The sequence below is a fragment of the Flavobacterium sp. genome (assembly GCF_040402955.1).
GTDB lineage: Bacteria > Bacteroidota > Bacteroidia > Flavobacteriales > Flavobacteriaceae > Flavobacterium.
Window position 1 is genome coordinate 1 of record NZ_JBBALQ010000022.1, and the last position, 25,356, is coordinate 25,356.

22 protein-coding genes are annotated in these 25,356 nt (G+C 30.9%); 6 read left to right on the top strand and 16 right to left on the bottom strand.

The window, feature by feature from the left end; all coding sequences use genetic code 11:
• Positions 1–1,004, bottom strand: a 1,004-nt coding sequence (locus ABWP78_RS08355) for a KUP/HAK/KT family potassium transporter (RefSeq protein WP_353170475.1), incomplete at its 3' end; no start/stop codon positions are given.
• Positions 1,005–1,164: 160 nt separating this feature from the next.
• Between ABWP78_RS08355 and pheT the strand changes: the two genes are divergently transcribed.
• Positions 1,165–3,594: a phenylalanine--tRNA ligase subunit beta gene (pheT, locus tag ABWP78_RS08360; RefSeq protein ID WP_353170476.1), complete on the top strand. Its 2,430-nt coding sequence runs from the start codon at positions 1,165–1,167 to the stop codon at positions 3,592–3,594.
• A gap of 100 nt (positions 3,595–3,694) precedes the next feature.
• On the opposite strand, the gene ABWP78_RS08365 is transcribed toward pheT, so the two are convergent.
• The 7 genes from ABWP78_RS08365 to ABWP78_RS08395 all read right to left on the bottom strand — a co-directional run bounded on the left by ABWP78_RS08365 (position 3,695) and on the right by ABWP78_RS08395 (position 9,807).
• The gene (locus tag ABWP78_RS08365; protein WP_353170478.1) at positions 3,695–4,324 is read right to left on the bottom strand and encodes a hypothetical protein; all 630 of its coding nucleotides are present in this window, start codon (positions 4,322–4,324) and stop codon (positions 3,695–3,697) included.
• A gap of 84 nt (positions 4,325–4,408) precedes the next feature.
• Positions 4,409–6,196, bottom strand: coding sequence for a 30S ribosomal protein S1 (rpsA, locus tag ABWP78_RS08370; protein ID WP_353170480.1), 1,788 nt, complete (start codon positions 6,194–6,196; stop codon positions 4,409–4,411).
• Positions 6,197–6,391: 195 nt separating this feature from the next.
• Positions 6,392–7,078 (bottom strand): (d)CMP kinase, encoded by a 687-nt coding sequence (cmk, locus tag ABWP78_RS08375; RefSeq protein WP_353170481.1) that lies wholly within the window; start codon positions 7,076–7,078, stop codon positions 6,392–6,394.
• A 51-nt stretch (positions 7,079–7,129) separates the two neighbouring features.
• Entirely contained in the window at positions 7,130–8,146 is a 1,017-nt protein-coding gene (gene porQ / locus ABWP78_RS08380; RefSeq protein ID WP_353170483.1) for a type IX secretion system protein PorQ, read from the bottom strand.
• A 98-nt stretch (positions 8,147–8,244) separates the two neighbouring features.
• Positions 8,245–8,745 (bottom strand): peptide-methionine (R)-S-oxide reductase MsrB, encoded by a 501-nt coding sequence (gene msrB / locus ABWP78_RS08385; RefSeq protein ID WP_353170484.1) that lies wholly within the window; start codon positions 8,743–8,745, stop codon positions 8,245–8,247.
• Positions 8,746–8,890: 145 nt separating this feature from the next.
• Positions 8,891–9,322 (bottom strand): hypothetical protein, encoded by a 432-nt coding sequence (locus ABWP78_RS08390; protein WP_353170487.1) that lies wholly within the window; start codon positions 9,320–9,322, stop codon positions 8,891–8,893.
• Positions 9,322–9,807 carry a DUF4920 domain-containing protein gene (locus ABWP78_RS08395; RefSeq protein ID WP_353170489.1) on the bottom strand — a complete coding sequence of 162 codons (486 nt, stop codon included), beginning with the start codon at positions 9,805–9,807 and terminating at the stop codon, positions 9,322–9,324. Before ABWP78_RS08395 ends, ABWP78_RS08390 begins: the two co-directional genes overlap by 1 nt.
• Positions 9,808–9,956: 149 nt before the next feature.
• On the opposite strand from ABWP78_RS08395, the gene ABWP78_RS08400 reads away from it, so the two are divergent.
• Positions 9,957–11,021 carry a branched-chain amino acid aminotransferase gene (locus ABWP78_RS08400; RefSeq protein ID WP_502905480.1) on the top strand — a complete coding sequence of 355 codons (1,065 nt, stop codon included), beginning with the start codon at positions 9,957–9,959 and terminating at the stop codon, positions 11,019–11,021.
• A gap of 67 nt (positions 11,022–11,088) precedes the next feature.
• Here ABWP78_RS08400 and ABWP78_RS08405 read toward each other — a convergent pair whose 3' ends face one another.
• Together ABWP78_RS08405 and ABWP78_RS08410 are read right to left on the bottom strand one after the other, a co-directional pair.
• Entirely contained in the window at positions 11,089–12,132 is a 1,044-nt protein-coding gene (locus tag ABWP78_RS08405) for an RluA family pseudouridine synthase (RefSeq protein WP_353170491.1), read from the bottom strand.
• Entirely contained in the window at positions 12,132–12,746 is a 615-nt protein-coding gene (locus ABWP78_RS08410; RefSeq protein WP_353170492.1) for a PASTA domain-containing protein, read from the bottom strand. The genes ABWP78_RS08405 and ABWP78_RS08410 overlap by 1 nt, the downstream gene beginning before the upstream one ends.
• 79 nt (positions 12,747–12,825) lie before the next feature.
• Here ABWP78_RS08410 and ABWP78_RS08415 point away from each other — a divergent pair, with 79 nt between their 5' ends.
• Positions 12,826–13,812, top strand: a complete 987-nt coding sequence (locus ABWP78_RS08415; RefSeq protein ID WP_353170494.1) for a D-alanine--D-alanine ligase — start codon at positions 12,826–12,828, stop codon at positions 13,810–13,812.
• 46 nt (positions 13,813–13,858) lie between these two features.
• Positions 13,859–14,317: a pantetheine-phosphate adenylyltransferase gene (gene coaD / locus ABWP78_RS08420; RefSeq protein ID WP_353170496.1), complete on the top strand. Its 459-nt coding sequence runs from the start codon at positions 13,859–13,861 to the stop codon at positions 14,315–14,317.
• A 46-nt stretch (positions 14,318–14,363) separates the two neighbouring features.
• Here coaD and ABWP78_RS08425 read toward each other — a convergent pair whose 3' ends face one another.
• Positions 14,364–15,716, bottom strand: coding sequence for a DEAD/DEAH box helicase (locus ABWP78_RS08425; protein ID WP_353170498.1), 1,353 nt, complete (start codon positions 15,714–15,716; stop codon positions 14,364–14,366).
• A gap of 103 nt (positions 15,717–15,819) precedes the next feature.
• On the opposite strand from ABWP78_RS08425, the gene ABWP78_RS08430 reads away from it, so the two are divergent.
• Positions 15,820–17,529 (top strand): M14 family zinc carboxypeptidase, encoded by a 1,710-nt coding sequence (locus ABWP78_RS08430; protein ID WP_353170500.1) that lies wholly within the window; start codon positions 15,820–15,822, stop codon positions 17,527–17,529.
• A gap of 84 nt (positions 17,530–17,613) precedes the next feature.
• On the opposite strand, the gene ABWP78_RS08435 is transcribed toward ABWP78_RS08430, so the two are convergent.
• From ABWP78_RS08435 to ABWP78_RS08455, 5 genes are all read right to left on the bottom strand, one after another.
• Positions 17,614–19,047, bottom strand: a complete 1,434-nt coding sequence (locus ABWP78_RS08435; RefSeq protein WP_353170502.1) for a TolC family protein — start codon at positions 19,045–19,047, stop codon at positions 17,614–17,616.
• Positions 19,034–22,231: an efflux RND transporter permease subunit gene (locus ABWP78_RS08440; RefSeq protein WP_353170504.1), complete on the bottom strand. Its 3,198-nt coding sequence runs from the start codon at positions 22,229–22,231 to the stop codon at positions 19,034–19,036. Before ABWP78_RS08440 ends, ABWP78_RS08435 begins: the two co-directional genes overlap by 14 nt.
• A 25-nt stretch (positions 22,232–22,256) precedes the next feature.
• Positions 22,257–23,324, bottom strand: a complete 1,068-nt coding sequence (locus ABWP78_RS08445; protein ID WP_353170506.1) for an efflux RND transporter periplasmic adaptor subunit — start codon at positions 23,322–23,324, stop codon at positions 22,257–22,259.
• A gap of 119 nt (positions 23,325–23,443) precedes the next feature.
• A complete protein-coding gene (locus ABWP78_RS08450; RefSeq protein ID WP_353170508.1) occupies positions 23,444–23,845 on the bottom strand; it encodes a hypothetical protein in 402 nt (133 codons plus the stop codon).
• A 46-nt stretch (positions 23,846–23,891) separates the two neighbouring features.
• The gene (locus tag ABWP78_RS08455; protein WP_353170510.1) at positions 23,892–24,491 is read right to left on the bottom strand and encodes an NUDIX hydrolase; all 600 of its coding nucleotides are present in this window, start codon (positions 24,489–24,491) and stop codon (positions 23,892–23,894) included.
• A gap of 7 nt (positions 24,492–24,498) precedes the next feature.
• On the opposite strand from ABWP78_RS08455, the gene pyrE reads away from it, so the two are divergent.
• Positions 24,499–25,140: an orotate phosphoribosyltransferase gene (gene pyrE, locus ABWP78_RS08460; RefSeq protein WP_353170512.1), complete on the top strand. Its 642-nt coding sequence runs from the start codon at positions 24,499–24,501 to the stop codon at positions 25,138–25,140.
• Positions 25,141–25,356 lie beyond the last annotated feature (216 nt).

Consider the following 25,356-nt stretch of genomic DNA (forward strand, 5'->3'; position numbering starts at 1 on the left):
TGTCCTCGTAGTTCGGTTGGATATTTGATTTTAACTTTTGGCCAAAAATTTAAACGTATAGCTTCATTTATCAATGTAAATGAGCCGCTAATTAACGCTTGTGAAGCTACGATTGCGGCTAAAGTAGCTATTGCAATTCCGAAAGGTAAAAACCATTCAGGCATTACACCATAAAAAGGATTCGTAATACCCGCTTGTGCTAAAGTTTGCCCATCGTGTTGAAGCAACCAAGCGCCTTGTCCTAAATAATTTAATATTAATGTTGCTTTTACAAAAATCCAACTAATTCTAATATTTTCTTTTCCACAATGTCCTAAATCAGAATACAAGGCCTCTGCTCCTGTTGTACATAAAAACACGGCTCCTAAATATAAATAACCACCATGTATAGAAAGAAGTTTATAAGCATAGTAAGGATTTAATGAAGAAAGAATTTCGACATTATTTATAGTTTGTAATAAACCTAAGCCGCCTAACATAGCAAACCATACAAACATTACGGGTCCAAAGAACTTTCCAATAAATTTTGTTCCAAATTGTTGAATGGCAAATAATAATGTCAAGATAATCATTACAATGTACATTATATATTTTTCTTCAAAACTTGGATACATAGTCTTCACTCCTTCTATTGCAGACGAAACTGAAATAGGTGGCGTAATTATCCCATCAGCCAAAAGGGTACAACCCCCAATAATTGCAGGAAATAACAACCACTTAACTTTAGCTTTTCTAATTAAAGCATATAAAGAAAAAATTCCTCCTTCACCGTTATTATCTGCTCTAAGTGTAAGAATAACATATTTAACAGTAGTTTGAAGGGTTAATGTCCAAAAAATACATGAAATAGCTCCTTTTATGATATCTGAATCTATAGGATTTTTTCCAATAATTGCATTAAGAACATACAAAGGAGAAGTTCCAATATCTCCATAAATAATACCTAGCGTTACTAGTAAACCGGCTGCAGAAAGTTTGTGCAAGCCATGATGACCTTTTTCCATTTTCAATTTTATAAACGAAAGACAAAATTACAAAAACAATATGTTTCAAATTGAATTTTATGGAAAAATATTTTACTAATAAATTCTGTATGAAGTGTAAAAATTACTTTTAAATTCTAATCAAATACTTATCTTTGTAATCTTATTAAAATTTCACAACATGCGTATTTCTTATAATTGGCTAAAACAATTTATTAAAATAGACTGGAAATCAGATGAAACAGCCGCTTTACTTACCGATTTAGGTTTAGAAGTTGAAGTTGTTGAAGCATTTGAAAGTGTTACAGGCGGACTTAAAGGCATTGTTGTTGGGCATGTTTTAACGTGTGAAAAACATCCTGATGCTGATAAATTAAAAATTACAACAGTAGATTTAGGTGATGGAAACGCACCTGTACAAATAGTTTGTGGAGCCAGTAATGTTGCAGCAGGACAAAAAGTTCTTGTTGCTACTATTGGAACAAAATTATATGATAAAGAATTAAACGCATTTGAGATAAAAAAAGGAAAAATTAGAGGACAAGAAAGCCATGGTATGATTTGTGCCGAAGATGAAATTGGTTTAGGAACTAGTCATGACGGAATTATGGTTTTAGCTGATGATTTAAAACCAGGAACTCATGCTAGCCAAGTCTTTAACATTGAAGTAGATGAAGTTTTTGAAATTGGTTTAACTCCAAATCGTGCGGATGCTATGAGTCATATGGGAGTTGCTCGTGATTTAAAAGCAGGTTTACTGCAATCCAATGTAACTACCGAATTCATTACACCTTCTGTAAGTAAATTTAAAGTAGATAAAAGAACTTTAAAAATAGATGTAAAAGTTGAAGATACTAAATTAGCCCCTAGATATGCTGGTGTTACTATTTCTGGAATTACAGTAAAACCATCGCCAAATTGGTTGCAAAACAGATTAAAAGCAATTGGACTAACACCAAAAAATAATATTGTTGACGTAACAAATTACGTATTACACGAATTAGGACAACCTTTACATGCTTTTGATGCGAATAAAATAAATGGAAATAAAATAATTGTAAAAACAGTATCGACAGGTACAAAATTTACAACTTTAGATGCTATTGAACGTACATTGCATGAAGAAGATTTAATGATTTGTGACGAATCAGGTCCAATATGTATGGCAGGTGTTTTTGGTGGTGCAAATTCTGGTGTAACCGAAACAACTACTACTATTTTCTTAGAAAGCGCTTATTTTAATCCAGTTTCTATAAGAAAAACCGCAAAGCGACATACATTATCAACAGATGCATCATTCCGATTTGAAAGAGGTATCGATCCTGAAATAACCGTTTATGCCTTAAAACGTGCCGCTTTGTTAATCCAAGAAGTTGCTGGTGGCGAAATTACCTCGGATTTAGTTGATATTTATCCAAAAAAGATTGAGGATTTTAATGTTTTTCTGTCTTTTGATAAAGTAAATAAATTAATTGGTGAAGAATTAAAAAAAGAAACGATTAAAAATATTTTAGCTTCATTAGATATTAAAATAAATAGTATTTCAGATGCTGGTTTAGGATTAAATATTCCTCCGTACAGAGTAGATGTGCAAAGAGAAGTTGATGTTATTGAAGAAATTCTTAGAGTTTTTGGTTACAACAACATTAAAATTCCCAATAAAATTAACGCATCGGTTTCAAATTCATCAAGAACAGAGGAATTTAAAGTGCAAAATATAATTGCTAATCAATTGTGTTCATTAGGATTTAATGAAATGATGGCCAATTCGTTAACCACTTCAAATTATATTGCTTATTCTGAACAAATTCTTTCAGAGGAAACCGTTACAATGTTAAATCCATTAAGTAGCGACTTATCTGTAATGCGTCAATCGATGTTGTTTTCGGCTTTAGAGGCAGTTTCTTATAATAGTAACAGAAGAAATTCAGATTTAAAATTATTTGAATTCGGAAAAACATATCATTCCATTGAGAGTAATTACACAGAGAAAAAGCATTTAACCATTACCATGTCTGGAAATACTACATCTGAAAATTGGAATGTGGTGCAAAAACCTAGTGACTTCTTTTTATTTAAAGGATACATTATTGCAATTTTATCAAAATTAAATATCGATACAAAAGTAAAAACGGTTCCTGTTTCTAGTGATGTTTTTGCTGAAGGAATGGGATTCGCAATTGGGAATGAAGTGATTGCCGAATTTGGTTCCATTAAAAAATCAGTTTTAAAACAGTTTGATATTAAACAAGAGGTATTTTTTGGAGATGTAAATTGGGATGCCATTCAAAAATATATTTCAAACAAAATAAAATTAGTTGATATTCCAAAATTCCCAGAAGTAAGAAGAGATTTAGCATTGTTAGTAAATCAATCAGTGACTTTTGAAGAATTATATCTAGTAGCAAAGCAAACAGAGAAATCGTTATTAAAAAATATTAACTTATTTGATGTGTACGAAGGAAAAAACCTACCAGAAGGAAAAAAATCGTATGCTTTAAGTTTTGTTTTACAAGATACTTCAAACACACTAACAGATGTTCAGATTGATAAAATCATGAATAAATTACAAAGCAATTTCGAAGCAAAATTTGAAGCGGTTTTAAGATAAAATAATTATAATAGAATATATAAATCCTTTTAATTTAAAACTTAAAAGGATTTTTTTTTGTGTAGCTCTGTACTTTCTCTGCGAATCTTTGCGTAATTATTTACTTTAAAAAACCTGCCGCTTTTATTTCCTTATGAATTTGATGAATATTTTCGGGAATTTCTGCCTCTAAAATCCAGTTGATATCTAAACTGTTATAGTTTGCTGTTTTCAAAAGCATTTTATTAGATGAAATATTTGCTCCTAGCCTATTCAAATCTTCTTTAAAATCTAATAGAAAATCTTCGTGAAGCGTCTGAATTAAAAGTAAAATTTTAAAAGCCCGCACAATAATATAATTATAAAACTTTACTGATTTTTGCGGTTTAGAATGGCTTAAAGAAAAGGTATTTTGTTCTATAACTTCATTTAACATGTTTATATTCAAGCTTATTTCTCCAAACTTATCTTTTGTAATTTTTACATGATGCGAAATTTCCCCACTAATTCTTCGCATTTCTACAGCAATAAAATCTAAAGAATGATAATTTTCAGCAATTCGATTGATATCATTTGAAATTAAAGTTACCATATTTCTGCGTTTGTCTTCAACGGTATCTGTATCTACTAATTCAAAAAATAATTTTTCTGCTAAATCCATATCTCTTCGCAACAATCTTAAAATAAGTTTGTCTTTTTCTTTTTCAGGTAATTCTTGAAGCGCTATTTTAAACTCGGTATCTTTAAACATATTTATAAACTATGAATTGGCTAAATTAAATAAAAAAATCCCAATCATTTCTGATTGGGATTAAGTATTTAAAAAAATAGAAAATTATTTTTTCTCTGATTTTTCCATTTTTGCTTTTAATTCCATTAATGCATCAATATCTCCTAAAGTTGATTTTTCAGCATTGTTTGAAGATGAAGCAACATTATTAGTACTAGATTCGTTTGAAGCAGATTTGAAGTTTTTCTCTTCTTCTTCTCTGAATGTAGCAGAATGTGAAGCAACAATTCTTTTGAATTCTTTGTTAAATTCGATAACTTTAAATTCAATTGAATCTCCTTTTTTTAATTTTTTACCATCTTCTTTTTCTAAATGACGTGTTGGAACAAATCCTTGAACGTCTTCAGAAAATTCTACAGTAGCGCCTTTGTCAACAATTTCAGAAACAGTACCAGTGTGAACTGTACCTACTGCATAAGCAGCTTCATGTTTGTCCCAAGGGTTATCTAAAGTTTGTTTGTGTCCTAAAGATAATTTGCGAGCTTCAACATCTAATTCTAAAACTACAACATCTAAGTTGTCACCAACGTTAACAAATTCTGATGGATGTTTGATTTTTTTAGTCCAAGATAAATCAGAAATATAAACTAAACCGTCAATTCCTTCTTCTAATTCTACGAAAATTCCGAAGTTAGTAAAGTTTCTTACAATTCCTGTATGTTTAGAACCAACTGGATATTTCTCAGTAATTCCAGTCCACGGATCTTGTGTCATTTGTTTAATACCTAATGACATTTTTCTATCATCTCTATCTAAAGTTAAGATAACTGCATCAACAACATTACCAACTTTAACGAAATCTTGAGCAGAACGTAAATGCGTAGACCAAGACATTTCAGAAACGTGAATTAATCCTTCAACTCCTTCAGCTACTTCAATGAAAGCACCGTAATCAGCTAAAACAACTACTTTACCTTTTACTTTATCACCAACATTTAATTCAGCTGATAAAGCATCCCATGGATGAGCATTTAATTGTTTTAAACCTAATTGAATTCTTGTTTTCTCGTCATCGAAATCTAAAATTACAACATTTAATTTTTGATCTAATTCTAATACTTCGCTTGGATGATTAATACGAGACCAAGATAAGTCTGTAATATGGATTAATCCATCTACACCACCTAAGTCAATGAACACACCATAAGAAGTAATGTTTTTAACAACACCTTCTAATACTTGTCCTTTTTCTAATTGACCGATAATTTCTTTTTTCTGAATTTCGATATCCGCTTCAATAAGCGCTTTATGAGAAACTACAACGTTTTTAAATTCGTGATTAATTTTCACAACTTTAAATTCCATAGTTTTGTTTACGTATTGATCGTAATCACGGATTGGTTTCACATCAATTTGAGAACCTGGTAAGAAAGCTTCAATACCAAATACGTCAACTATCATTCCACCTTTAGTTCTACATTTCACAAAACCGTTAACTATTTCTCCAGTTTCGTTAGCAGAAATAACTCTATCCCATGCTTTGATTGTTCTTGCTTTTTTGTGAGATAATACTAATTGACCTGTTTTATCCTCACGGATATCAATTAATACTTCTACTTTGTCACCCACTTTTAATGATGGATTGTAACGGAATTCGTTTAAAGAGATAACTCCTTCAGATTTAGCGTTGATGTCCACAATAACATCTCTGTCAGTGATTCTTACTACAACTCCGTCTACTACTTCTTCATCAGATGTTGAGATGAATGTTTTTGATACTAAATCTTCAAATTCTTGAAGGTTACTTGCGTCAATAGGGTCAATTCCTTCAGCATAGTTATGCCAGTTGAAATCTGCTAAAAACGACTCTTGTTCTTTGATTAATTCAGACATGCGTGTTTAATTTGTATGTTGTGTTTGTTTGAGTTTTATTGTGCAGGTTAAAACAACAACAGTGATTTACATAAATATTTGATTACCAATTGAAAACTCTACTCTGCCAAAAGGTGTGCAAAGATAATATTTTTTTAATAAATACAAATAAATTTTAAAGAAATTAGAGGTACAATATTAGAAAATTTAATTAAATTATTCCAACTTCTCATTCACCAACTCCATCACCAATTCAAATTGTTCTTTTTTGGATAAATTAGAATTGTCAATTTCAATGGCGTCATCAGCTTTAACAAGTGGTGAATCTTCTCTGTGTGTGTCGATATAATCTCGTTCTTGAACGTTTTGTAGTACTTCTTCATAAGTAACATGTTGCCCTTTTTCAAGTAGTTCATCAAATCGTCGTTGGGCTTTGGTTTGTGGACTTGCTGTCATAAATAATTTTAAATCGGCATTAGGAAAAACAACGGTTCCAATATCACGACCATCCATTACGATGCCTTTATTTTCTCCCATTTTTTGTTGCTGTTCTACTAATTTGGTACGAACATCTGATATTTCTGCAATTTTACTCACCAAACGTGATACTTCAATAGTACGAATGGCGGTTTCGATATTTTCATTATTTAAATACATTTCTGCAAAGCCCAATGTTTCGTTAAAACGAAATTGTAATGTAACATTAGATAAATTTTCGATTAATCCTTCAGCATCTAAATGCGTTTCAGAAACAAAACTATGCTGCATTGCAAAATACGTTACCGCACGATACATTGCACCGGTATCAACATAAATATAACCCAGTTGTTTAGCAATTTGTTTGGCTAATGTACTTTTTCCAGTGGACGAAAATCCGTCTATTGCTATGGTGATTTTTTTCATATTATAAACATTTGTTTTCCCTTTATCTCTTACCCAAAACTTTTTACCTAATTAATCCAAATTCATCATCAAACCAAATATACTTGAATTTGCAGCAACTGTATAACGTGAATGTGAAAAATCAAATCGTACTTTATTAAATCGCAAACTAAAACCTGCTGAAATTCCAGAGAAATTTCTTTGATCGATAATGCTTAATTCTTGTCCTCTTCTAAAATTATATCCTAAACGAATATTAAATGCTTTTTCTGGAAACAACTCTGCTCCTATTATTGTATGTCGCAAAGCATTATTAAAAAACGATACTTTTTCTGCTTCCGAAGCACCATCTAAGCTACTTTTTGCTCTATTCGGATTTGCAAATGCAATGTTCCATTGTTGTAAGTTCTCAAAAGTAAGATGCCATCGAATGGGAACATTTTCAACTAATTGAGAAATTCCAGCTGTAATTTCAAAGGGCAATTTTTCTCTCGTAATTTCATAGGGCTTAATTTGATAACCAATATTTCTAAAAGATAATCCATAATTAATATCGTTTTTATCGTCAATATATAAAAATCCAATATCTGTAGCTACTCCTAATGAATTGTATGATTCTAATGCAGATGTAATTAATTTCACATTAGTTCCTGCATAAAAATTTGTCCAAGGTAAATTATAAGAATATCCAAAAGATAAAGCGCCTTCTGAACCTGTAAAACTATTTGTTAAATTTCCAACTTCATCATAACCATCAAAATTACCGTAGTTTACATAATTCGCACCAATATGAAAAGTTTGCACATGTCTGTCCCATGTAAATGCATAGTTTGCAGTACCGTAGGTAACTTCACCGAAATAATTACTATAACTAGTAGCTAATTGATTGTGCATTTTTGGATTTATTGTCGCAGGATTAAAAATGGCTTGATTTACATCATAATCAACAATAGTTACTGTTTTTCCACCTAAAGCGGCTTGTCTTGGAGATTGAACCAAGTTTAAAAACTGATATACCGACTGACCTCCTACTTGTGAATAAATAGGCGAAACAAAGACAAAAAATAGTGGTAAAAGTTTTCTAAGCATTTTTCTGTTATTCTATAATAACGCAGATGCGAAGATAAAATTATATATTAGAAAGAGAAAATTTAGTTTTATTTGTTTTTGAATTGTTGCTTATTGACTTATTTAGCAGGTAAAAATTTAATAGAAACAGAATTAGTACAATAACGCTGCCCTGTAGTTTCTTGAGGTCCGTCATCAAAAACATGACCTAAATGTCCACCACATTTTGCACACATTACTTCGATGCGAATCATGCCATAAGAATTGTCTTTATGATATATAGTCGAACCTTTTATCGCTTCATCAAAAGAAGGCCATCCACAATGCGAATCAAATTTAGTATCTGATGTAAATAACGGATTTTCACAGGCCGCACACACATACATTCCTTTTTCGAAATGTTTATCGTATTCACCTGTGTAGGGTCTTTCAGTGCCTTTTTCTCTTAAAACAGTATAGGCTTCAGGTGAAAGTTGTGCTTTCCACTCTTCATCTGTTTTCACAATTTTAAAATCCATAGTGTCTTTTTTTGAAGTCGATTTTACTTGTTCTGTATTTTTATTTTGACTATTACACGAAACAAAACTACATGCCAATAAAATAATAAATATATTTTTCATGATTTTTTATTTCTATAAAATTACAAAAAAGTTACACTCGTGATTTAAAAATAGTAAATTTTAAGGAATTTATAACTTTTGTCAATCGAAATAAAAAAATAAAAAAAACCAGAACTGAATTCTGGTTTTATATTTTGATTCGGTTTTACTTTATGTATAATGTTTTTATTCTTGCTATAGGTCCGCCGCATTTTACTTCATGACAACTGATACAAGCATCTACCATAGTATTAAAACTTTCCTTTGTGTTTTTCGAATCGTAAATTTCAGATTGTGTTTTTAAGAAAAATCCCGATTTCGTAGTAAAAAATGCATCTCTTTCTTTTCCTTTGGTCATTGACGCTTCTGAAATATTCAAGAAATATTTCGGCATTTCTCCTAATGAATCTTTTTTAATTATTTTTCCACGAAGTTGTTTGTTATGCACATACATTTGCTCCATTAAAGCAGCCATTTCAGAAGCTTCGTACATTTTTAATTCTTCTTTTGGTTTTTCGCAAGTGGAATTTTCATCTTCTGATTTATTTTGATTACAACTCAAAAATAAAACTGAAAATATAACTAAAACATACTTCATTATTTAGAAATTAAAACGCCATAGGCTAGGAATTTATATTCAGTTTTAGGAGCTATAATTTCCGCGATTTCCTTTTCCGATTTTCCTTCATCTTCAGCATAATGTTTTAATTCTGCTACAGAAGTTTCTTCAACAAAGGCTTTTCCTTCAATAATTGTTTTTCTTTTTTGTGCATTCATTGGTACAAAAAAGCCATAATCTTTAAATTTCACAAACGCTGTTTCATCATTTCCTAAATCTAAAGTCATCCAACATCCTTTGTTTTGACAAATTTCATTAATTTTTGAAGTCACTTTAATAGTTAAAGTATCTCCTTTTTTTAATGTTTTGTATTTTTCTAATAATACCTCTTTTGAAATAGCACTTCCTTCCGTAATTTTTTCTCCAAAAGAAGCATATACGAGTTTAGATTCTATTTTAGTTTCCTTTTTATTACAGGAAATTGCTAGTGTAAATAGGGATAAAATTAGTAGTAATTTCTTCATAATTCTTGATTTGTTAAGTGAAATAAAAAACAAAATTAATCAATAATACGAAACTTTGTTAATAATTATTCAAAAAATCAATCTTCAAGAGTAATTTATTTAATAAATTTGTAAAAATATTTGGGGAACTTTTCATACAAAAACATATAATGAGTAGCATTACAAACGATATTAAAATTATAAAAAATGAGACTTCAAAAATTAATGAAGTTGACTTTGAAAACTTAACGTTCGGAAACACATTTACAGATCATATGTTAATTTGTGATTACAAAAATGGGGTTTGGGAACAACCAATTATCAAGTCCTACGAGCCATTTACAATTGACCCATCTGCAAAAGTTTTTCACTACGGACAAGCTATTTTTGAAGGAATGAAGGCATATAAAGATGCTAATGACGATGTTTGGTTGTTTCGACCAGATGAAAATCATACGCGATTTAATAAAAGTGCAGTTCGTATGGCGATGCCAGAAGTTTCTGAAGAAATTTTTATTGATGGATTAAAACAACTGCTGAATTTAGATAGAGATTGGGTGAAGTTTGGAAATGGTAATTCATTGTACATTAGACCATTTATGATTGCTATTGGAAGCGGCGTAATTGCACAACCGTCTTCACAATATCGTTTTATGATAATTTTATCGCCTGCAAAATCTTATTATTCTGGCGAAGTTAAAGTTATTATCGCAGAACATTATAGTCGTGCGGCAAATGGTGGAATTGGTGCGGCAAAAGCGGCAGGAAATTATTCAGCACAATTTTATCCAACAAAATTAGCTAATGATTTAGGATATCAACAAATTATTTGGACTGACGACGCCACACATACAAAATTAGAAGAAGCAGGAACGATGAATGTATTTTTCAGAATTGGAGATACATTATTAACTGCTCCTACTTCTGAACGAATTTTAGATGGTGTAACCAGAAAATCTGTTTTAGATATTGCAAAAAGAGATAATATAACCACTGAAGTACGTCCTGTTTTAGTAGAAGAATTAGTTGCTGCTGCAAAAAATGGTACGTTGAAAGAAATTTTCGGTGCTGGAACTGCTGCAGTTATTAATCCAATTGTTGGTTTCTGTTATAAAGAAGAATATTTTGAATTACCTAAATTAGAAAATTCATTTGCATTAGGTTTAAAAGAAAAATTAAATAATATACAATACAAATTAGCAGACGACACGTTTGGTTGGACAGTTAAAGTATAATTATTTCATTAAATCATAAAAAAAAGCAATTAGAAATAATTGCTTTTTTTATGATTCGTATTTAATATTAATCTTCTTCTTCAATTTGTACAGCTTTACTATACACACGCCATTTTTCAATACACGACGTAATTTCTTCAGGTATTTCACTTGTAAATCGTAAAAATTCACTAGTTGTAGGATGAACAAAACCAAGTGTTCTAGCGTGAAGCGCTTGTCTTGGCAATGTTTTAAAACAGTTATCTATAAATTGTTTGTATTTCGTAAAGGTTGTTCCTTTTAAAATTTTATCACCACCATAACGTTCATCATTAAAAAGCGTGTGACCGATATATTTCATGTGTACACGAATTTGATGTGTTCTTCCTGTTTCTAATTGGCAAGAAACCACTGTCACATAACCTAAACGCTCTATAACTTTAAAATGAGTAATTGCTGCTTTTCCTTGCTCACCTTCAGGATAAACGTGCATTTGCATTCTATTTATCGGATGACGGTCTATGTTTCCTTCAATAGTTCCTTCGTCTTCTTCAATATTTCCCCAAACTATAGCATAATATTCACGTTCTGAAGTTTTTGCAGCAAATTGTTTAGTCAAATGCAACATAGCTTCTTCTGTTTTGGCAACGACTAAAAGTCCTGAAGTATCTTTATCAATTCTATGAACCAATCCAGGTCTTTCGCTGCTATTCATTGGTAAATTATCAAAATGATACGCCAATGCATTTACTAAAGTTCCTGAATAATTTCCGTGTCCAGGATGCACTACCATTCCTGCAGGTTTGTTTACAACAATAACTTGATCATCTTCGTAAACAATATCAATTGGAATATTTTCACCTTTTAATAAGTGTTCATACGGCGGATGTTCAAGCATCACTCTAATTACATCGTCTGGTTTTACTTTATAATTAGATTTTACAGCACAATCGTTTGCGAAAATAGTTCCCGCATCAGCTGCTTTCTGTATTTTACTTCTTGTTGTATTTTCAATGCTGTTTATCAAAAATTTATCAATTCGTAAAGGTTGTTGTCCTTTTGCTATCTCAAACCGATGATGTTCAAATAAATCTTCATCAGCCGTTTCATTCTCATCTATAAATTCTTGCATTATTCTATACTATCGTTAATTTGTTCATTATTTGGGATTGAATCTAAATCTTCATCTGTAAACATATCTTTCCCGTCTCCTAAGACAAAATCGATTTTAGAATTTTTCATTAACTTATCTCCTGCTCTTACAGGCTTTCCATTATATGATACTTCTAAAACAATATCTTTAGCTAAATCTGGTACATATTTTAATTCGCCTTCAACTAAACCTAAAGCTCTTAAAGCGTTTGTAGCTTGACGAAATGTTTTGTTTTTTAAATCCGGAAAAGTAACCATAGCATAACCGCCAGCATTAAGCTTTACATATATTTTTCGGCCATCTTTAACTTTAGAATTTGCTATCGGATCTTGTTCAACAATACTATATGGTGGAAATTCTGGTCGAAATTCTACGGTATCTAATAAAAATACTTCTAAACCTTGCTCATCTAGTTTCTCTTCTGCAATTTCTAATTTCATTTTAGATAAATTAGGTACCTTAATTTCTTCGCCGTGATTGGTGCTGAAATCTAAAAACTTCACAAACACTACTAAAAATAGGATAACAATCACTAATGCAAAAAATAAATTTTTGAAAAATGTGAAACTCGTTAAAAACTTTCTTAAACTCATTGAAATATATTTTCGCAAATATAAGAAAAGTAAAACATTTTATGATATTTTTGTATAAAACAGAAATAAATATTTTTTTATGAACATAGCAGTTGTAATGGGCGGATATTCAGACGAATCTGTAATTTCTTTACGAAGCGGACAGCTTATTTTAACCCATTTAAACAAAGATAAATATCAAGTTTTTGAAGTTCACATCTTAAATGAAGGTTGGTATGTAAAAATGGGCGACCAAAAATTACCTATAAATAGAGCCGATTTTTCATTTGAACACAATGGAAATTCTGTAAAATTTGATGTGGCTGTAAACACCATTCACGGTACTCCAGGCGAAGACGGTCATTTACAATCCTATTGGGAGTTAATTGATTTGCCTTACACCGGTTGTGGGTTCTATCAAAGCGCATTAACGTTTAGTAAACGCGATACGTTATCCGTTTTAGGAAAATTTGATATTCCAAAAGCAAATTCGGTTTACGTTACTAAAGGGCAAGAAATTGATGGTGAAAGAATTGCTAAAACGTTAGGATTTCCATTTTTTGTAAAACCCAATCAATCTGGTAGTAGTTTAGGGATTTCTATGGTAAAAGAACTGTCAGAATTAGACAAAGCATTAACATTTGCTTTTGCTGAAGACAACGATATTTTAATTGAATCACAACTAAAAGGAGTCGAAATTTCTGTTGGTGTGATGAAATTGAACGGAAATACAAGAGTTTTAGGGATAACAGAAATTGTTTCTGGAAATGATTTTTTCGATTATGAAGCCAAATATTTAGGAAAATCAGAAGAAATTACGCCTGCCCGATTGTCTCACGAAGTTTCAGAATTAGTAGAACAATCTGCTGCCAAAATATATGAAGCTCTAGGAATGCAAGGTTTTTCTCGCATCGATTTTATTGTTATGAACGACATTCCGCATTTTATCGAAATCAACACCAATCCAGGATTAAGTCCACAAAGTATATTTCCACAGCAAGCTGCTTACGCAAATTTAAATTTTTCCGATTTATTAGAAAACGAAATTAAATTGGCTTTGGAAAGAAAACCTATTTGGAAAAAATAAGTCAAATTTGTATTCTAACAGAATCAAATATTTAAAAATATTAATTATGAAAAAAGCAATTTTCCCAGGTTCGTTTGACCCAATTACAAACGGACATTACGATATAATTAAGCGTGGTATTTCTTTATTTGATGAAGTAATTGTAGCCATTGGTATCAATGCAGATAAAAAGTATATGTTCTCTTTAGAAGACAGAAAACGTTTTATAGAAGACGCTTTTAAAAACGAACCAAAAGTAAAAGTGATTACCTATACGGGCTTAACAATTGATTTATGCAAAGAAGAAAAAGCCCAATTTATATTACGTGGTTTACGTAATCCAGCTGATTTTGAATTCGAAAAAGCGATTGCTCATACTAACAGACGTTTGTCTAAAATTGAAACTGTGTTTTTATTAACAGCTTCAAAAACATCATATATATCGTCAAGTATTGTGCGTGACGTGATAAGAAATGGTGGCGATGCTTCTCCTTTTGTTCCAGATTCAGTTATTGGTAAAATATAAAGCATAAAAAAACCTTCAAGTTTCTTTTTTTGAAGGTTTTTTTAATTTATGGATTTTCTAATGCGTTTTTAACAACGTCTCGAGCAACTTCAATTTTATATTTCTTCCCTTTCATTTTTTCATCCTTAATATTTTGCAGTAATGGTGCTACTTTAGCATATTTTACTGCGGCAAACGATACAAAATCTTTGACTTCAATTAAACCTAAGTCACCATTTTCTAACTTTCCTTTTTGAGAAAAGAAACCTAAAATATCCACTTTATTTAATTTGTTTTTCTTTCCACCACTAATGTAAATGGTTTTAAACTCTGGTGGTTTCGGAATTACGCTATAATTAGAAACATCAATTTTTTTCATATCATAATCAATGTAATCTACTTTTTTCTCACTTTCGTGGATGATAATGTAAGCGGTTCCGGAAGCCATCATACGTGCGGTACGACCATTTCTATGGGTAAACTCATCTACTTTTGAAGGTAAATGATAATGAATTACATTTTTCATTTCTGGAATGTCCAAACCACGTGCGCCTAAATCGGTTGTAATTAAATACGAAATACTTCCGTTTCTAAACTGAATTAACGCTCTTTCACGTTTTTCTTGTTCTAATCCACCGTGATAAAATACAGAGAAAATACCTTTATCATTTAAATAATCACTAATTCGTTCTACCGCATCTCTATGATTACAAAAGATAATTGCATTCTGAGATTTCAAAGAACATATTAAATGAAATAAAGAATTAACCTTGTCTTTTTCTTTAGAAATCACCAATTTAAAATCTAAATTAGTTTCTTTTTTTTTCTTATCAATATAATTTAAAACATTCGGATTTTCAATTCGGGTGTATTTTGGAACTTCTACTCCATCTGTTGCCGAAACTAAAATTCGTTTTTCTAAATTAGTTAATTTCCCAATAATGAATCTCATTTCTTCGTGAAATCCTAATTGTAATGATTTGTCAAATTCATCTAAAACTAAGGTTTTAATGTATTTTGGGTCAAACGTTTCTCTTTCTAAATGGTCTGCTAATCTCCCAGGCGTACCAATTAAAACTGCTGGTGGATTGCTTAAATTTTTAATTTCCGTTTCAATAGAATGGCCACCATAACAAATATTGACTTTGAAAGTAGTTGCCATTTTCTTCCAAACTTGTTCAATTTGCAAACCCAATTCACGTGAAGGCACAATTATCATACATTGTACTTTATTGTTATCTTCTTCTAAAAGTTGAAAAATAGGCAACAAAAAAGCCAAGGTTTTACCTGAACCTGTTGGCGAAAGTAGCACTACATCAGAATCAATTAATATAGACGTTTCTGCAGCAACCTGCATTTTATTTAAACTTTCGATACCTAAATTCAAAAGTATATTGTTGGAATGTAAATTTTTATTCATAGGGCAAAGGTAGTTTTTAATTTGCCAATATTCAATTATACGATATACGGAGTATTGATATTAACATTTAAAATTCTTACTTTTGAAATTCAAATATTCAATTATGCGCTATACCTTACTGTTTTTATTTGCTTCTTTATTTGTAAACGCTCAAATAAATTTGTTAACTCCCTTCGAAAAAGGTAACAAAAATCAATCTACCACATACGAAAAATGCATTTCGTTTTACCAATTATTAGACGCCAATTCAGATAAAATTGAAATGCGAACTATGGGACTAACAGATAGCGGGAAACCTTTGCACATTATAGTGTTTTCTGAAAATAAAAATTTTACTTTCAATCAAAACAAAGCGGTTTTATTAATCAATAACGGAATTCATCCAGGCGAACCAGACGGCATTGATGCGACTATGATGTTAATGCGAGATATTGCCAATGCAAAAATAAAAGTACCTAAAAACACGATGGTTGTTGCTATTCCAGTGTATAATATTGATGGAATGTTAAATAGAAATTCCTTTTCAAGAGCCAATCAGAATGGTCCTGAAGCCTACGGATTTAGAGGTAATGGAAGAAATTACGATTTAAATAGAGATTTTATAAAATCGGATACTCGAAATTCAAGAAGTTTTCAAGAACTTTTTCATACGGTAAATCCGGATGTATTTTTAGATAATCACGTTTCAAATGGCGCTGATTATCAATATACTTTTACTTGTATTGCCACTCAACACGAACGTTTAGGCGAGAAATTAGGTAATTTTTTCAAAAATGAAATGTATCCTGAAATGGTAAACGATATGCTTAAAAAGAAAATTGACGTGATTCCGTATGTCAACATTCACGGTGCAAAACCTGATTTAGGTTACGAACAATTTACGGATACACCACGTTATGCCACTGGTTATACTACGTTATTTAACACGTTAGGATTTGTGCCTGAAACGCATATGTTGAAACCCTACAAAGACCGTGTAAAAACAACGTATGAATTTATGGTAACAGCTATAAATTATACTGATACGAATTGGGAAAAAATCAAACAAGTAAGAAAAGAAAATTTGGAAGATTTTAAACCTGGAAAACAATATCCATTAAGTTGGTTAATTGATTCTACAAAAGTGTCTTATATGGATTTTAAAGGCTATGAAGGCGGCTACAAACCAAGTGAAATCTCTGGAAAAGACAGATTGTTTTATGATAGAAATAAACCTTTTACAAAGAAAATCCCTTTTTACGGAAATTATAAACCAACGAAATTTGTGACCATTCCGAAGTATTATGTGGTACCACAAAGCCAATGGCAAATTATTGAGTTATTAAAATTAAACGCTATTGAAATGACACCTATTACTCAAAATGAAATTTTAGAAGTAGAAATCTATAAAATTGCCACTTATCAAACAGGAAAAAATGCTTACGAAGGACATTACGGACATTATAATACCACCGTAACAAAAAATATAGAGAAAATGGAATTTAGAGCTGGCGATTATAAAATTTCAACTAATCAATTAGGCGTGAAATATCTATTAGAAACCCTTGAACCAGAAGCCGTGGATTCGTATTTTAATTGGAATTTTTTCGATACAATTTTACAACAAAAAGAAGGGTATTCAAGTTATGTTTTTGAAGATGTAGCGAAACAAATTTTAGAGGAAAACCCAACTTTAAAACAAGAATTCGAAACAAAAAAACAAACCGACAAAGCTTTCGCAGAAAATGGTAAAGACCAATTATATTGGGTATACAAACATTCAAAGTACTTTGAAAAAGAGTTTATGCGTTATCCAGTTTATAGAGTGAATTGATTTGGCATTTACGGAGTTGGAAATAATAAAAAAAGTCATCTGAAAAGATGACTTTTTAGTTTAAATTTACTCAAATAAATCTAATTAATTCCAACCACCACCAAGTGCTTTGTATAAATTAATTACAGTTAGCATTTGGTTTTTGCGAGTTTCTATCAATGCTGTTTTTGCTTCTAAAGCATCACGTTGTGTTAGCAAAACTTCCATATAATCTGCTCTTGCAGAAAGAAACAATTGATTGGCAATTTCAATGGATTCGTTTAAAGCGGTTACTTGTTGATTTTTTAAATTAAATGAATTTTGTAAGTTATTAATTTTTGATAATTGATTAACCACTTCAGTATACGCTTTTAAAACGGTTTGTTCATATTCATAAACCGTTTGAATTTGCTTTGCAGATGCCGTTTTATAAGTTGCTTTAATTGCATTTCTATTAATTAATGGCATAAACGCTTCTCCAACTACAGAATACAATAAAGATTGTGGCGTATTCAATAAAAATTTAGGATTAAAAGATTCATAACCAAGTCCAGCTTTTAAGGCAAATTGAGGATAAAAATTAGCTTTAGCCACTTTTATATTCAATTTTGCAGCTTCAACTTCTAATTGTGCTTGCTTGATATCTGGTCTGTTTTCAAGTAATTCAGATGGCAATCCCATACTCACAACTTTTGGTTGTAAATTGATAAAATTATCGGAATTTCTTAAAATTGATTGAGGCGTATGTCCGACTAAAAAATTGATTTTATTTTCTGTTTCTACAATTTCTTGTTTTAGATTGTAAATTTCGCTTTGATTTTTTTGCACTTCCGCTTCAAAACGTTTTACAGCTAATTGGGTAGTTCGTGCAGATTCTTTCAAAAGAGTTACAATTTTTAATGCATTTTTTTGAATTTCAATATTTTGCTCTAAATTTTTCAATTTACTATCTAACGCAATTAATTCGTAATAAGAATTCGCAACTTCAGCAACTAAATTGGTTACCAAATAGTTTTTACCTTCTTGTGAAGCCATATATTCCATTACTGCAGCTTTTTTAGAATTGCGAAGTTTTTTCCAAACATCTAATTCCCAACTACTATATAATCCGAGTTTATAATTCGTAAATGGCTCTGGAAATTTTTCATCTTCATGAATATTTAGATTTTTTTCTACTGCTCCATTACGAGTAAATTCTCCAACTTTATCAACATCAGCACCAGCACCGAAACCAACGCTAGGAAGGTATTCTCCTTTCCTAGCTTGAATTTCATTTTGTGCCATAGTTACTTTTTGCATCAAAATATTCAACTCTTTATTATTAACTAACGTAGAATCGATTAATTGTTGCAAATAGGGATCTTCAAAAAAATCTTTCCATTTTACTTTACCAGAACTGTTTTCTGTATTCAAATTATCACCATAATTTGTTGGCAATACTACTTTATTTTCTTGGGTTACTATTTTTGGAATTCCGCAAGAATTCAAGATTAAAAATAAACTGCAAACCACTAAAATTTTTATGTTATTTCTTTTCATTTTTTCTTTTTTCTGATTTTTTATCATAATAATTGAAATCTTCTGATAACGGATTAAATTCTTCGCCTTTGATTAATTTTCTTCCTTCTGCTAATGTTCCAAAAATGTAATACAATCCAGGAACAATAATTACTCCAAAAACAGTTCCGAAAAGCATTCCACCTAAGGCAGCTGAACCAAGTGTTCTGTTACCAATCGCTCCAGCTCCAGTAGCCAACATCAATGGAATTAATCCAGCAATAAATGCAAATGAAGTCATTAAAATTGGTCGGAAACGTACTTTTGCTCCTTCAATTGCTGCATCCAAAATAGATAAGCCCTCTTGGTTTTTCTGTACGGCAAATTCGACTATTAATACGGCATTTTTACCAAGTAATCCAACCAACATAATTAACCCAATTTGAGCATAAATATCATTTTGAAGTCCCATTACTTGTAATAATAAGAAGGAACCGAAAACTCCAACTGGTAATGATAGTATAACAGACAATGGGATAATAAAACTTTCATATTGAGCAGCTAATACGAAATAAACGAACAACAATACAATTAAAAAGATATAAATTGACTCATTTCCTCTACTTGCTTCATCGTAAGAAAGACCTTCCCAAGCAATATCATATCCTTTTGGTAATGTTTCTTTTGCAACTTCTCTTACTGCTTCAATTGCTTCTGCAGTGGTATAACCTTTAGCTGGAAGACCTTGAATGGCAGCAGAATTGTACATATTGAAACGTGTAATTTCGTTTGGACCTTGCGTTTTTACTAATTTCATAAAGGCTGAATAAGGAACCATTTCTCCTCTATCATTTTTTATAAATAAGTTTAAAACATCAGATGGTAATCTTCTAAATTTAGGATCCGACTGTACATATACTTTAAAGAAACGTTCAAACTTAATAAATCCTTGTTCGTAGGTACTTCCAATTAAAATATCTAGATTTTCCATTGCTTTCCCTATAGAAACTCCTTTTTGCATGGCCAATTCATTATCAATTTCTAATTCATATTGTGGATAATTGGCTGCGAAAAAAGTAAATAATCCTGATAACTCTTTACGTTTCTCTAGATGGTCCATGAAATTTTTGTTGATTTTGTCAAAATCTTTATAATCAACAGTTGTACTTTTATCTAATAAACGCATTGAGAAACCACCTGAAGATCCAAAACCTGGAATTGCTGGCGGTTCAAAAAACTCGATTTTTGCACCAAGATTTCTAGATTTTTCTTCTAATTCTTCCATTATCTCGGTTACTTTTTTATCTCTATCTTCCCAGGTTTTTAAGTTAATTAAACAAGTTCCAGCATTAGAACCTCTACCTTCTGTCATGATTTCATAACCTGCTAATGAAGATACAGATTCAATTCCATCTACTTTTTCACAAACTTTTTGAAGTCTTTGAGAAACTTCATTTGTAGTTTCTAATGTAGAACCTGGTGGCGTTTGAATAATAGCATAAATTGTTCCTTGATCTTCATTTGGAATAAATCCTGAAGGCAAAATTTGGACTTCAATAAATATTAGCACACAAAAAGTAATAAAAACGCCAATGGTTAACCATTTTCTTTTAACAATGGCTCTTAAAAAAGTTACATACCTTCCTGTTAAACCATCAAACCATTTATTAAATTTATCTAAAGCTTTATTTAATATATTTTTTTTCTTTTCTTTTCCGTGATTATTTTTCAATAAAATCGCACAGAGAACTGGCGTTAATGTTAAGGCTACAATGGCAGAAATTATAATAGCACTAGACATTGTAATAGAAAATTGTCGGTAAAAAGTACCCACTGGTCCAGACATAAATGATATTGGAATGAAAACAGAAACCATAACTGCTGTAATTGCTATAATGGCTCCACCTATTTCTCCTAATACTTTTTTTACTGCCAAATAAGGTGTTATATCTGGGAATTCTTCAAATTTAGCATGCACAGCCTCGACGACGACAATTGCATTATCAACAACAATTCCAATAGCCAATACTAATGAGAATAGGGTCACCAAGTTAATAGAAAGGCCAAACATTTGAATGGCAAAAAACGCTCCAATCAATGAAACTGGGACTGCTAGAATTGGAATTAATGTGGAACGCCAATCGCCAAGGAAAATAAACACTACTAACGCTACCAATAAAAAGGCATCACGCAAAGTAACAATTACTTGATCAATAGAAGCATCTAAGAATTTAGAAACGTCGTAACTAATTTTATAATCTAAACCTGGAGGAAAGGTTTCTTTCATTTCCTCTAACTTCGCTTTTACCTGTTTAATTACATCGTTGGCATTACTACCGTAATTTTGTTTTAATACAATTGAAGCCGAAGGATGACCATCTAAATTAGAATAAATATCAAAAAATTCGCTTCCAAGTTCTGCTCTACCAATATCTTTTAAACGCACACTTTCACCATTTGAATTGGCTCGAATAATTACATTTTCATATTCTTTGGGTTCGCTAAATCTCCCTTTGTAGGTTAAAACATATTCTAAAGATTGTGCTTTTATTCCTGAACTTTGTCCTAAACGACCGGGGCGACCAACGATACTTTGCTCTTTTAAAGCATTCATTACTTCTTCAGTAGAAATGTTGTAAGCTCTCATACGTTCTGGATTTAACCAAACACGCATCGCATAGGTTCTACTTCCTAAAATTTGTGATCTGGCAACTCCATTAATACGGTTGATTTCTGGAAGCATTTTTACATTCGCATAATTGTAAAGAAATTTTTCATCCATACTTTTATCTTTAGAATATAAGTTGACATACATCAACATACTTGGCTGAATTGGAGTAATTACAACTCCTTCTCGTTGAACCAATTCTGGTAAAAGAGGCATAACTTGGTCGACCCTAGTTTTGACTCTAATAACCGCTTGATTTGGATCTGTTCCAGGTTCAAAAATAATTCTAAGCGTAGCTTCACCAGCACTAGTTGCGTCCGTAGCCATATATCTCATTCCTTGCACACCATTTATAGAATTTTCTAAGGTGATAAGAGTTGATTTAACTAGTACATCAGCACTTGCTCCGGGATATGCGATAAATATATTGACCGTTGTTGGTGCAATATCTGGAAATTGTGATGTTGGCAATTTCAAGATGGAAAGAGAACCGATAAAGACAATAACAATCGAAATTACTATTGCAAAAACGGGTCTATGTATAAATTTACTAAACATGTTTTTTCTTTTTAAATGATTTTGATTATTCTGCGTAAAGTTCTAAATGAGATAATACCGATTCTGGTTTTTCAAATTTGATGTTCACTTTTTCATTTTCTTTTACCAATCGTAATCCTTCTAAAAGAATTTTATCTGTTTCATTTAAACCTGATTTCACAATGAAAAGATGTTGTAATTCGGCAGCAATAACAATTTCTCTAGATATAACTTCGTTGTTTTTGTCAATTACATACACATATTTTTTATCAAGCACTTCAAAAGTTGCTTTTTGAGGAATTAGCATTGCTTTTTTATAAGGTAATGTAACCACAATATTTCCAGTTTCACCATGTCTTAAAAGTGCTTTTGGATTTGGAAAAGTCGCTCTAAATGAAATATTTCCTGTTTCATTATTAAAATCAGCTTCAATAGTTTCTACAATTCCAGGATAGTCAAAATACTTAGCATTAGCCAGCATTAAATTAACTTTAGTGTTAATGCCGTTTTTTTGATTTTCTTTAAAATCTAAATATTCCGTTTCAGGCACATTATAATATACCCACATTCTGCTGTTATCAGATAAGTTAGTAAGTAAATCTCCTTCGTCAATTAAACTTCCTAATTTTACTTGAAAACGATCAATAAATCCATCAAATGGAGCTCTTATTTCAGTAAATTTTAAATGAACATTTGCTAAAGATAATTCTGCGTTAGCTTTATCTAATTTAGCTTTCGCCATTAATAATTCGTTTGGAGCAACGACATTACTTTCTGCCAGTTTTTTTGTGTTTAGATATTCAATTCTAACGAAATTGGCTTCTGCCTTTGCTCTTTGCATTTCTGCTTGGTAAAGATTTGGCATAATTTGGAACAAAATTTGTCCTTTTTTTACAAATTGTCCTTCATCTACATATATTTTTTGAAGATATCCTTTTTCTAAGGCTCTTAATTCAATGTGACGAAATGATTGTACTTGAGCAACATAATCTTTTGTAACAACGGTATCTTTAATGATTGGATTTGTTACTAAAAATTCGGTTTTTACTTCTTTAGGTTCTTCTTTGTGACCACAACTAGCTAGCAATAAAGCGCTACCTAGGCTTAATAGCATAAAAATTCTTTTAGCCATAACTATATTTATAAAAATTAATTAAATGTTTTTTGAATAATAAAAAATGTAGTCTAAAGATTAAAAAATAATCTATTAAACTTTTATAAAAAAACAGTTAATCAAATTCTATAAACAGAGAATTTAACGTTTAAAGGATAAGTGGATGCTAAGTATTTCTCGTAATTACATGATGTTAAACCATTTTTAATTACTGAGGTTTGATTTTCTAAAAGATTAGTGCTTAAGTAAGCATCTGAAAATCGAAAATTGTTTAGAAATTTTTTACTTAACGATTCGTCTTCTTCAATTTCAATTTCGATGATGTCGTTGTTTTCTTTAAAAAATTCGGTATCAACCACTAATTTAAAAAAAGAAATATCGTGTTTTAGCTCTGATACTTGCTCCTTGTTACAATCTAACAATACAGCATTATAGTTTTCGATAGTGTTGTTAAAAACACTAATAAAACTAAAGAAACTTAGTAAAAAAACAAATAGATATTTATTGAAATTGTATTTCATCGATGTAAAGCTAATAAAACTTCATTGATTAATTCATAAAACGTTGTTAAATCACTTTTTCACTTTCAAACAACAACTTAATATTTTCATAGGAATTTCCCAAAGCGGCTTCAATTTCTGAGGGTTTTAGCCAAACCGCTTTAGAAATGCCTTCTTTTTCTTGCGGGCATGTTGCTCCTGTAAAATTGGTTTGCATTTTAAACCAACACGTAATTTTTAATTTAAAAACGCCGTTACGTTTAAATACGTGATAGGTTTTTTGTAATTTTTCTGTAATTTTTAATCCTGAAACACCGGTTTCCTCCTCTACTTCACGCATGGCTGCGTTTTCTATAGTTTCGTCTTTTTCAATGCCGCCTTTTGGTAAATCCCATTTACCGTTTCTAAAAATAAACAAAACTTCGCCTTTGGCATTAAATACCAATCCACCACCCGCTTTAGCCACAGGGATTTTAGATTTCAAAGTCTTCATAATTAACTTTTCATCTGAGTGATATAGGTAGGCACTTTGTATTTTATTCAAAAATAATTCTGAGATTACTTTTGGAATATTTACCGTTTCTAATAAATAAATTTTGAAATTTGTTTCCTTTTCAATTTTATTTGTTAAAAAAAGTGGTTTCTCGTTTACAAAAACTTTATACATTTGCAATATGATATTTAATAACAACACAGCACAACAAACAGCCGAATTGCTTTTACAAATAAACGCAATTAAATTAGAAACAAAAAATCATTTTACTTGGGCTTCTGGCTGGAAAAGTCCAATTTATTGTGATAACCGCGTAATTCTTTCATTTCCAGCGGTTAGAAATTATATTAAAGATGAATTTGTAAAGCAAATTGAAGCCAAATTTGGTCGTCCAGATGTCATTGCAGGGGTAGCAACTGGTGCAATTGGTATTGGAATTCTGGTAGCGGAAGCCATGGGATTGCCTTTTGTATATGTTAGACCAGAAGCAAAAAAGCACGGAAGACAAAATCAGGTAGAAGGCTTTTTACAAAAAGGTCAATCTGTAATTGTAGTTGAGGATTTAATTTCAACTGGCGGAAGCAGCTTAATGGCAGTTGAAGCTATACGTAATGAAGGCGCTAATGTAAAAGGAATGGCCGCTATTTTTACTTACGGATTTCCTATTTCTGAAGAAAAAATTGCAGCAGCAAAATTAGACGTGTATACGTTAAGTAATTACGAAAACTTAATTGAAAAAGCGGTTGAAAAACAATATGTTTCGGAAGAAGAATTAGAAACACTTAAATCTTGGAATAGTAATCCGAGTGAATGGGGGAAATAGTTTTTTAGAATATTAGATTTTTAGACAAATTAGATAATTAGATATAAAAAAAGCAAATTCAATTGAATTTGCTTTTTTTGTTAGACTAAATAATATATTATAATTGTCAATCTGAACTTGTTTCAGATTCTCATCTGGTAAATTTAGATTCTGAAACAAGTTCAGAATGAACTGTGTTAAAAAGCAAATTTATGGTTAATTAATTTCTAAATAAAA

Excerpts from the sequence above, each read along its gene's own strand:
- pheT (WP_353170476.1), top strand. The coding sequence starts at position 1,165 with ATGCGTATTTCTTATAATTGGCTAAAACAATTTATTAAAATAGACTGG.
- ABWP78_RS08365 (WP_353170478.1), bottom strand. The coding sequence starts at position 4,324 with ATGTTTAAAGATACCGAGTTTAAAATAGCGCTTCAAGAATTACCTGAA.
- rpsA (WP_353170480.1), bottom strand. The coding sequence starts at position 6,196 with ATGTCTGAATTAATCAAAGAACAAGAGTCGTTTTTAGCAGATTTCAAC.
- cmk (WP_353170481.1), bottom strand. The coding sequence starts at position 7,078 with ATGAAAAAAATCACCATAGCAATAGACGGATTTTCGTCCACTGGAAAA.
- porQ (WP_353170483.1), bottom strand. The coding sequence starts at position 8,146 with ATGCTTAGAAAACTTTTACCACTATTTTTTGTCTTTGTTTCGCCTATT.
- msrB (WP_353170484.1), bottom strand. The coding sequence starts at position 8,745 with ATGAAAAATATATTTATTATTTTATTGGCATGTAGTTTTGTTTCGTGT.
- ABWP78_RS08390 (WP_353170487.1), bottom strand. The coding sequence starts at position 9,322 with ATGAAGTATGTTTTAGTTATATTTTCAGTTTTATTTTTGAGTTGTAAT.
- ABWP78_RS08395 (WP_353170489.1), bottom strand. The coding sequence starts at position 9,807 with ATGAAGAAATTACTACTAATTTTATCCCTATTTACACTAGCAATTTCC.
- ABWP78_RS08400 (WP_502905480.1), top strand. The coding sequence starts at position 9,957 with ATGAGTAGCATTACAAACGATATTAAAATTATAAAAAATGAGACTTCA.
- ABWP78_RS08405 (WP_353170491.1), bottom strand. The coding sequence starts at position 12,132 with ATGCAAGAATTTATAGATGAGAATGAAACGGCTGATGAAGATTTATTT.
- ABWP78_RS08410 (WP_353170492.1), bottom strand. The coding sequence starts at position 12,746 with ATGAGTTTAAGAAAGTTTTTAACGAGTTTCACATTTTTCAAAAATTTA.
- ABWP78_RS08415 (WP_353170494.1), top strand. The coding sequence starts at position 12,826 with ATGAACATAGCAGTTGTAATGGGCGGATATTCAGACGAATCTGTAATT.
- coaD (WP_353170496.1), top strand. The coding sequence starts at position 13,859 with ATGAAAAAAGCAATTTTCCCAGGTTCGTTTGACCCAATTACAAACGGA.
- ABWP78_RS08425 (WP_353170498.1), bottom strand. The coding sequence starts at position 15,716 with ATGAATAAAAATTTACATTCCAACAATATACTTTTGAATTTAGGTATC.
- ABWP78_RS08430 (WP_353170500.1), top strand. The coding sequence starts at position 15,820 with ATGCGCTATACCTTACTGTTTTTATTTGCTTCTTTATTTGTAAACGCT.
- ABWP78_RS08435 (WP_353170502.1), bottom strand. The coding sequence starts at position 19,047 with ATGAAAAGAAATAACATAAAAATTTTAGTGGTTTGCAGTTTATTTTTA.
- ABWP78_RS08440 (WP_353170504.1), bottom strand. The coding sequence starts at position 22,231 with ATGTTTAGTAAATTTATACATAGACCCGTTTTTGCAATAGTAATTTCG.
- ABWP78_RS08445 (WP_353170506.1), bottom strand. The coding sequence starts at position 23,324 with ATGCTATTAAGCCTAGGTAGCGCTTTATTGCTAGCTAGTTGTGGTCAC.
- ABWP78_RS08450 (WP_353170508.1), bottom strand. The coding sequence starts at position 23,845 with ATGAAATACAATTTCAATAAATATCTATTTGTTTTTTTACTAAGTTTC.
- ABWP78_RS08455 (WP_353170510.1), bottom strand. The coding sequence starts at position 24,491 with ATGTATAAAGTTTTTGTAAACGAGAAACCACTTTTTTTAACAAATAAA.
- pyrE (WP_353170512.1), top strand. The coding sequence starts at position 24,499 with ATGATATTTAATAACAACACAGCACAACAAACAGCCGAATTGCTTTTA.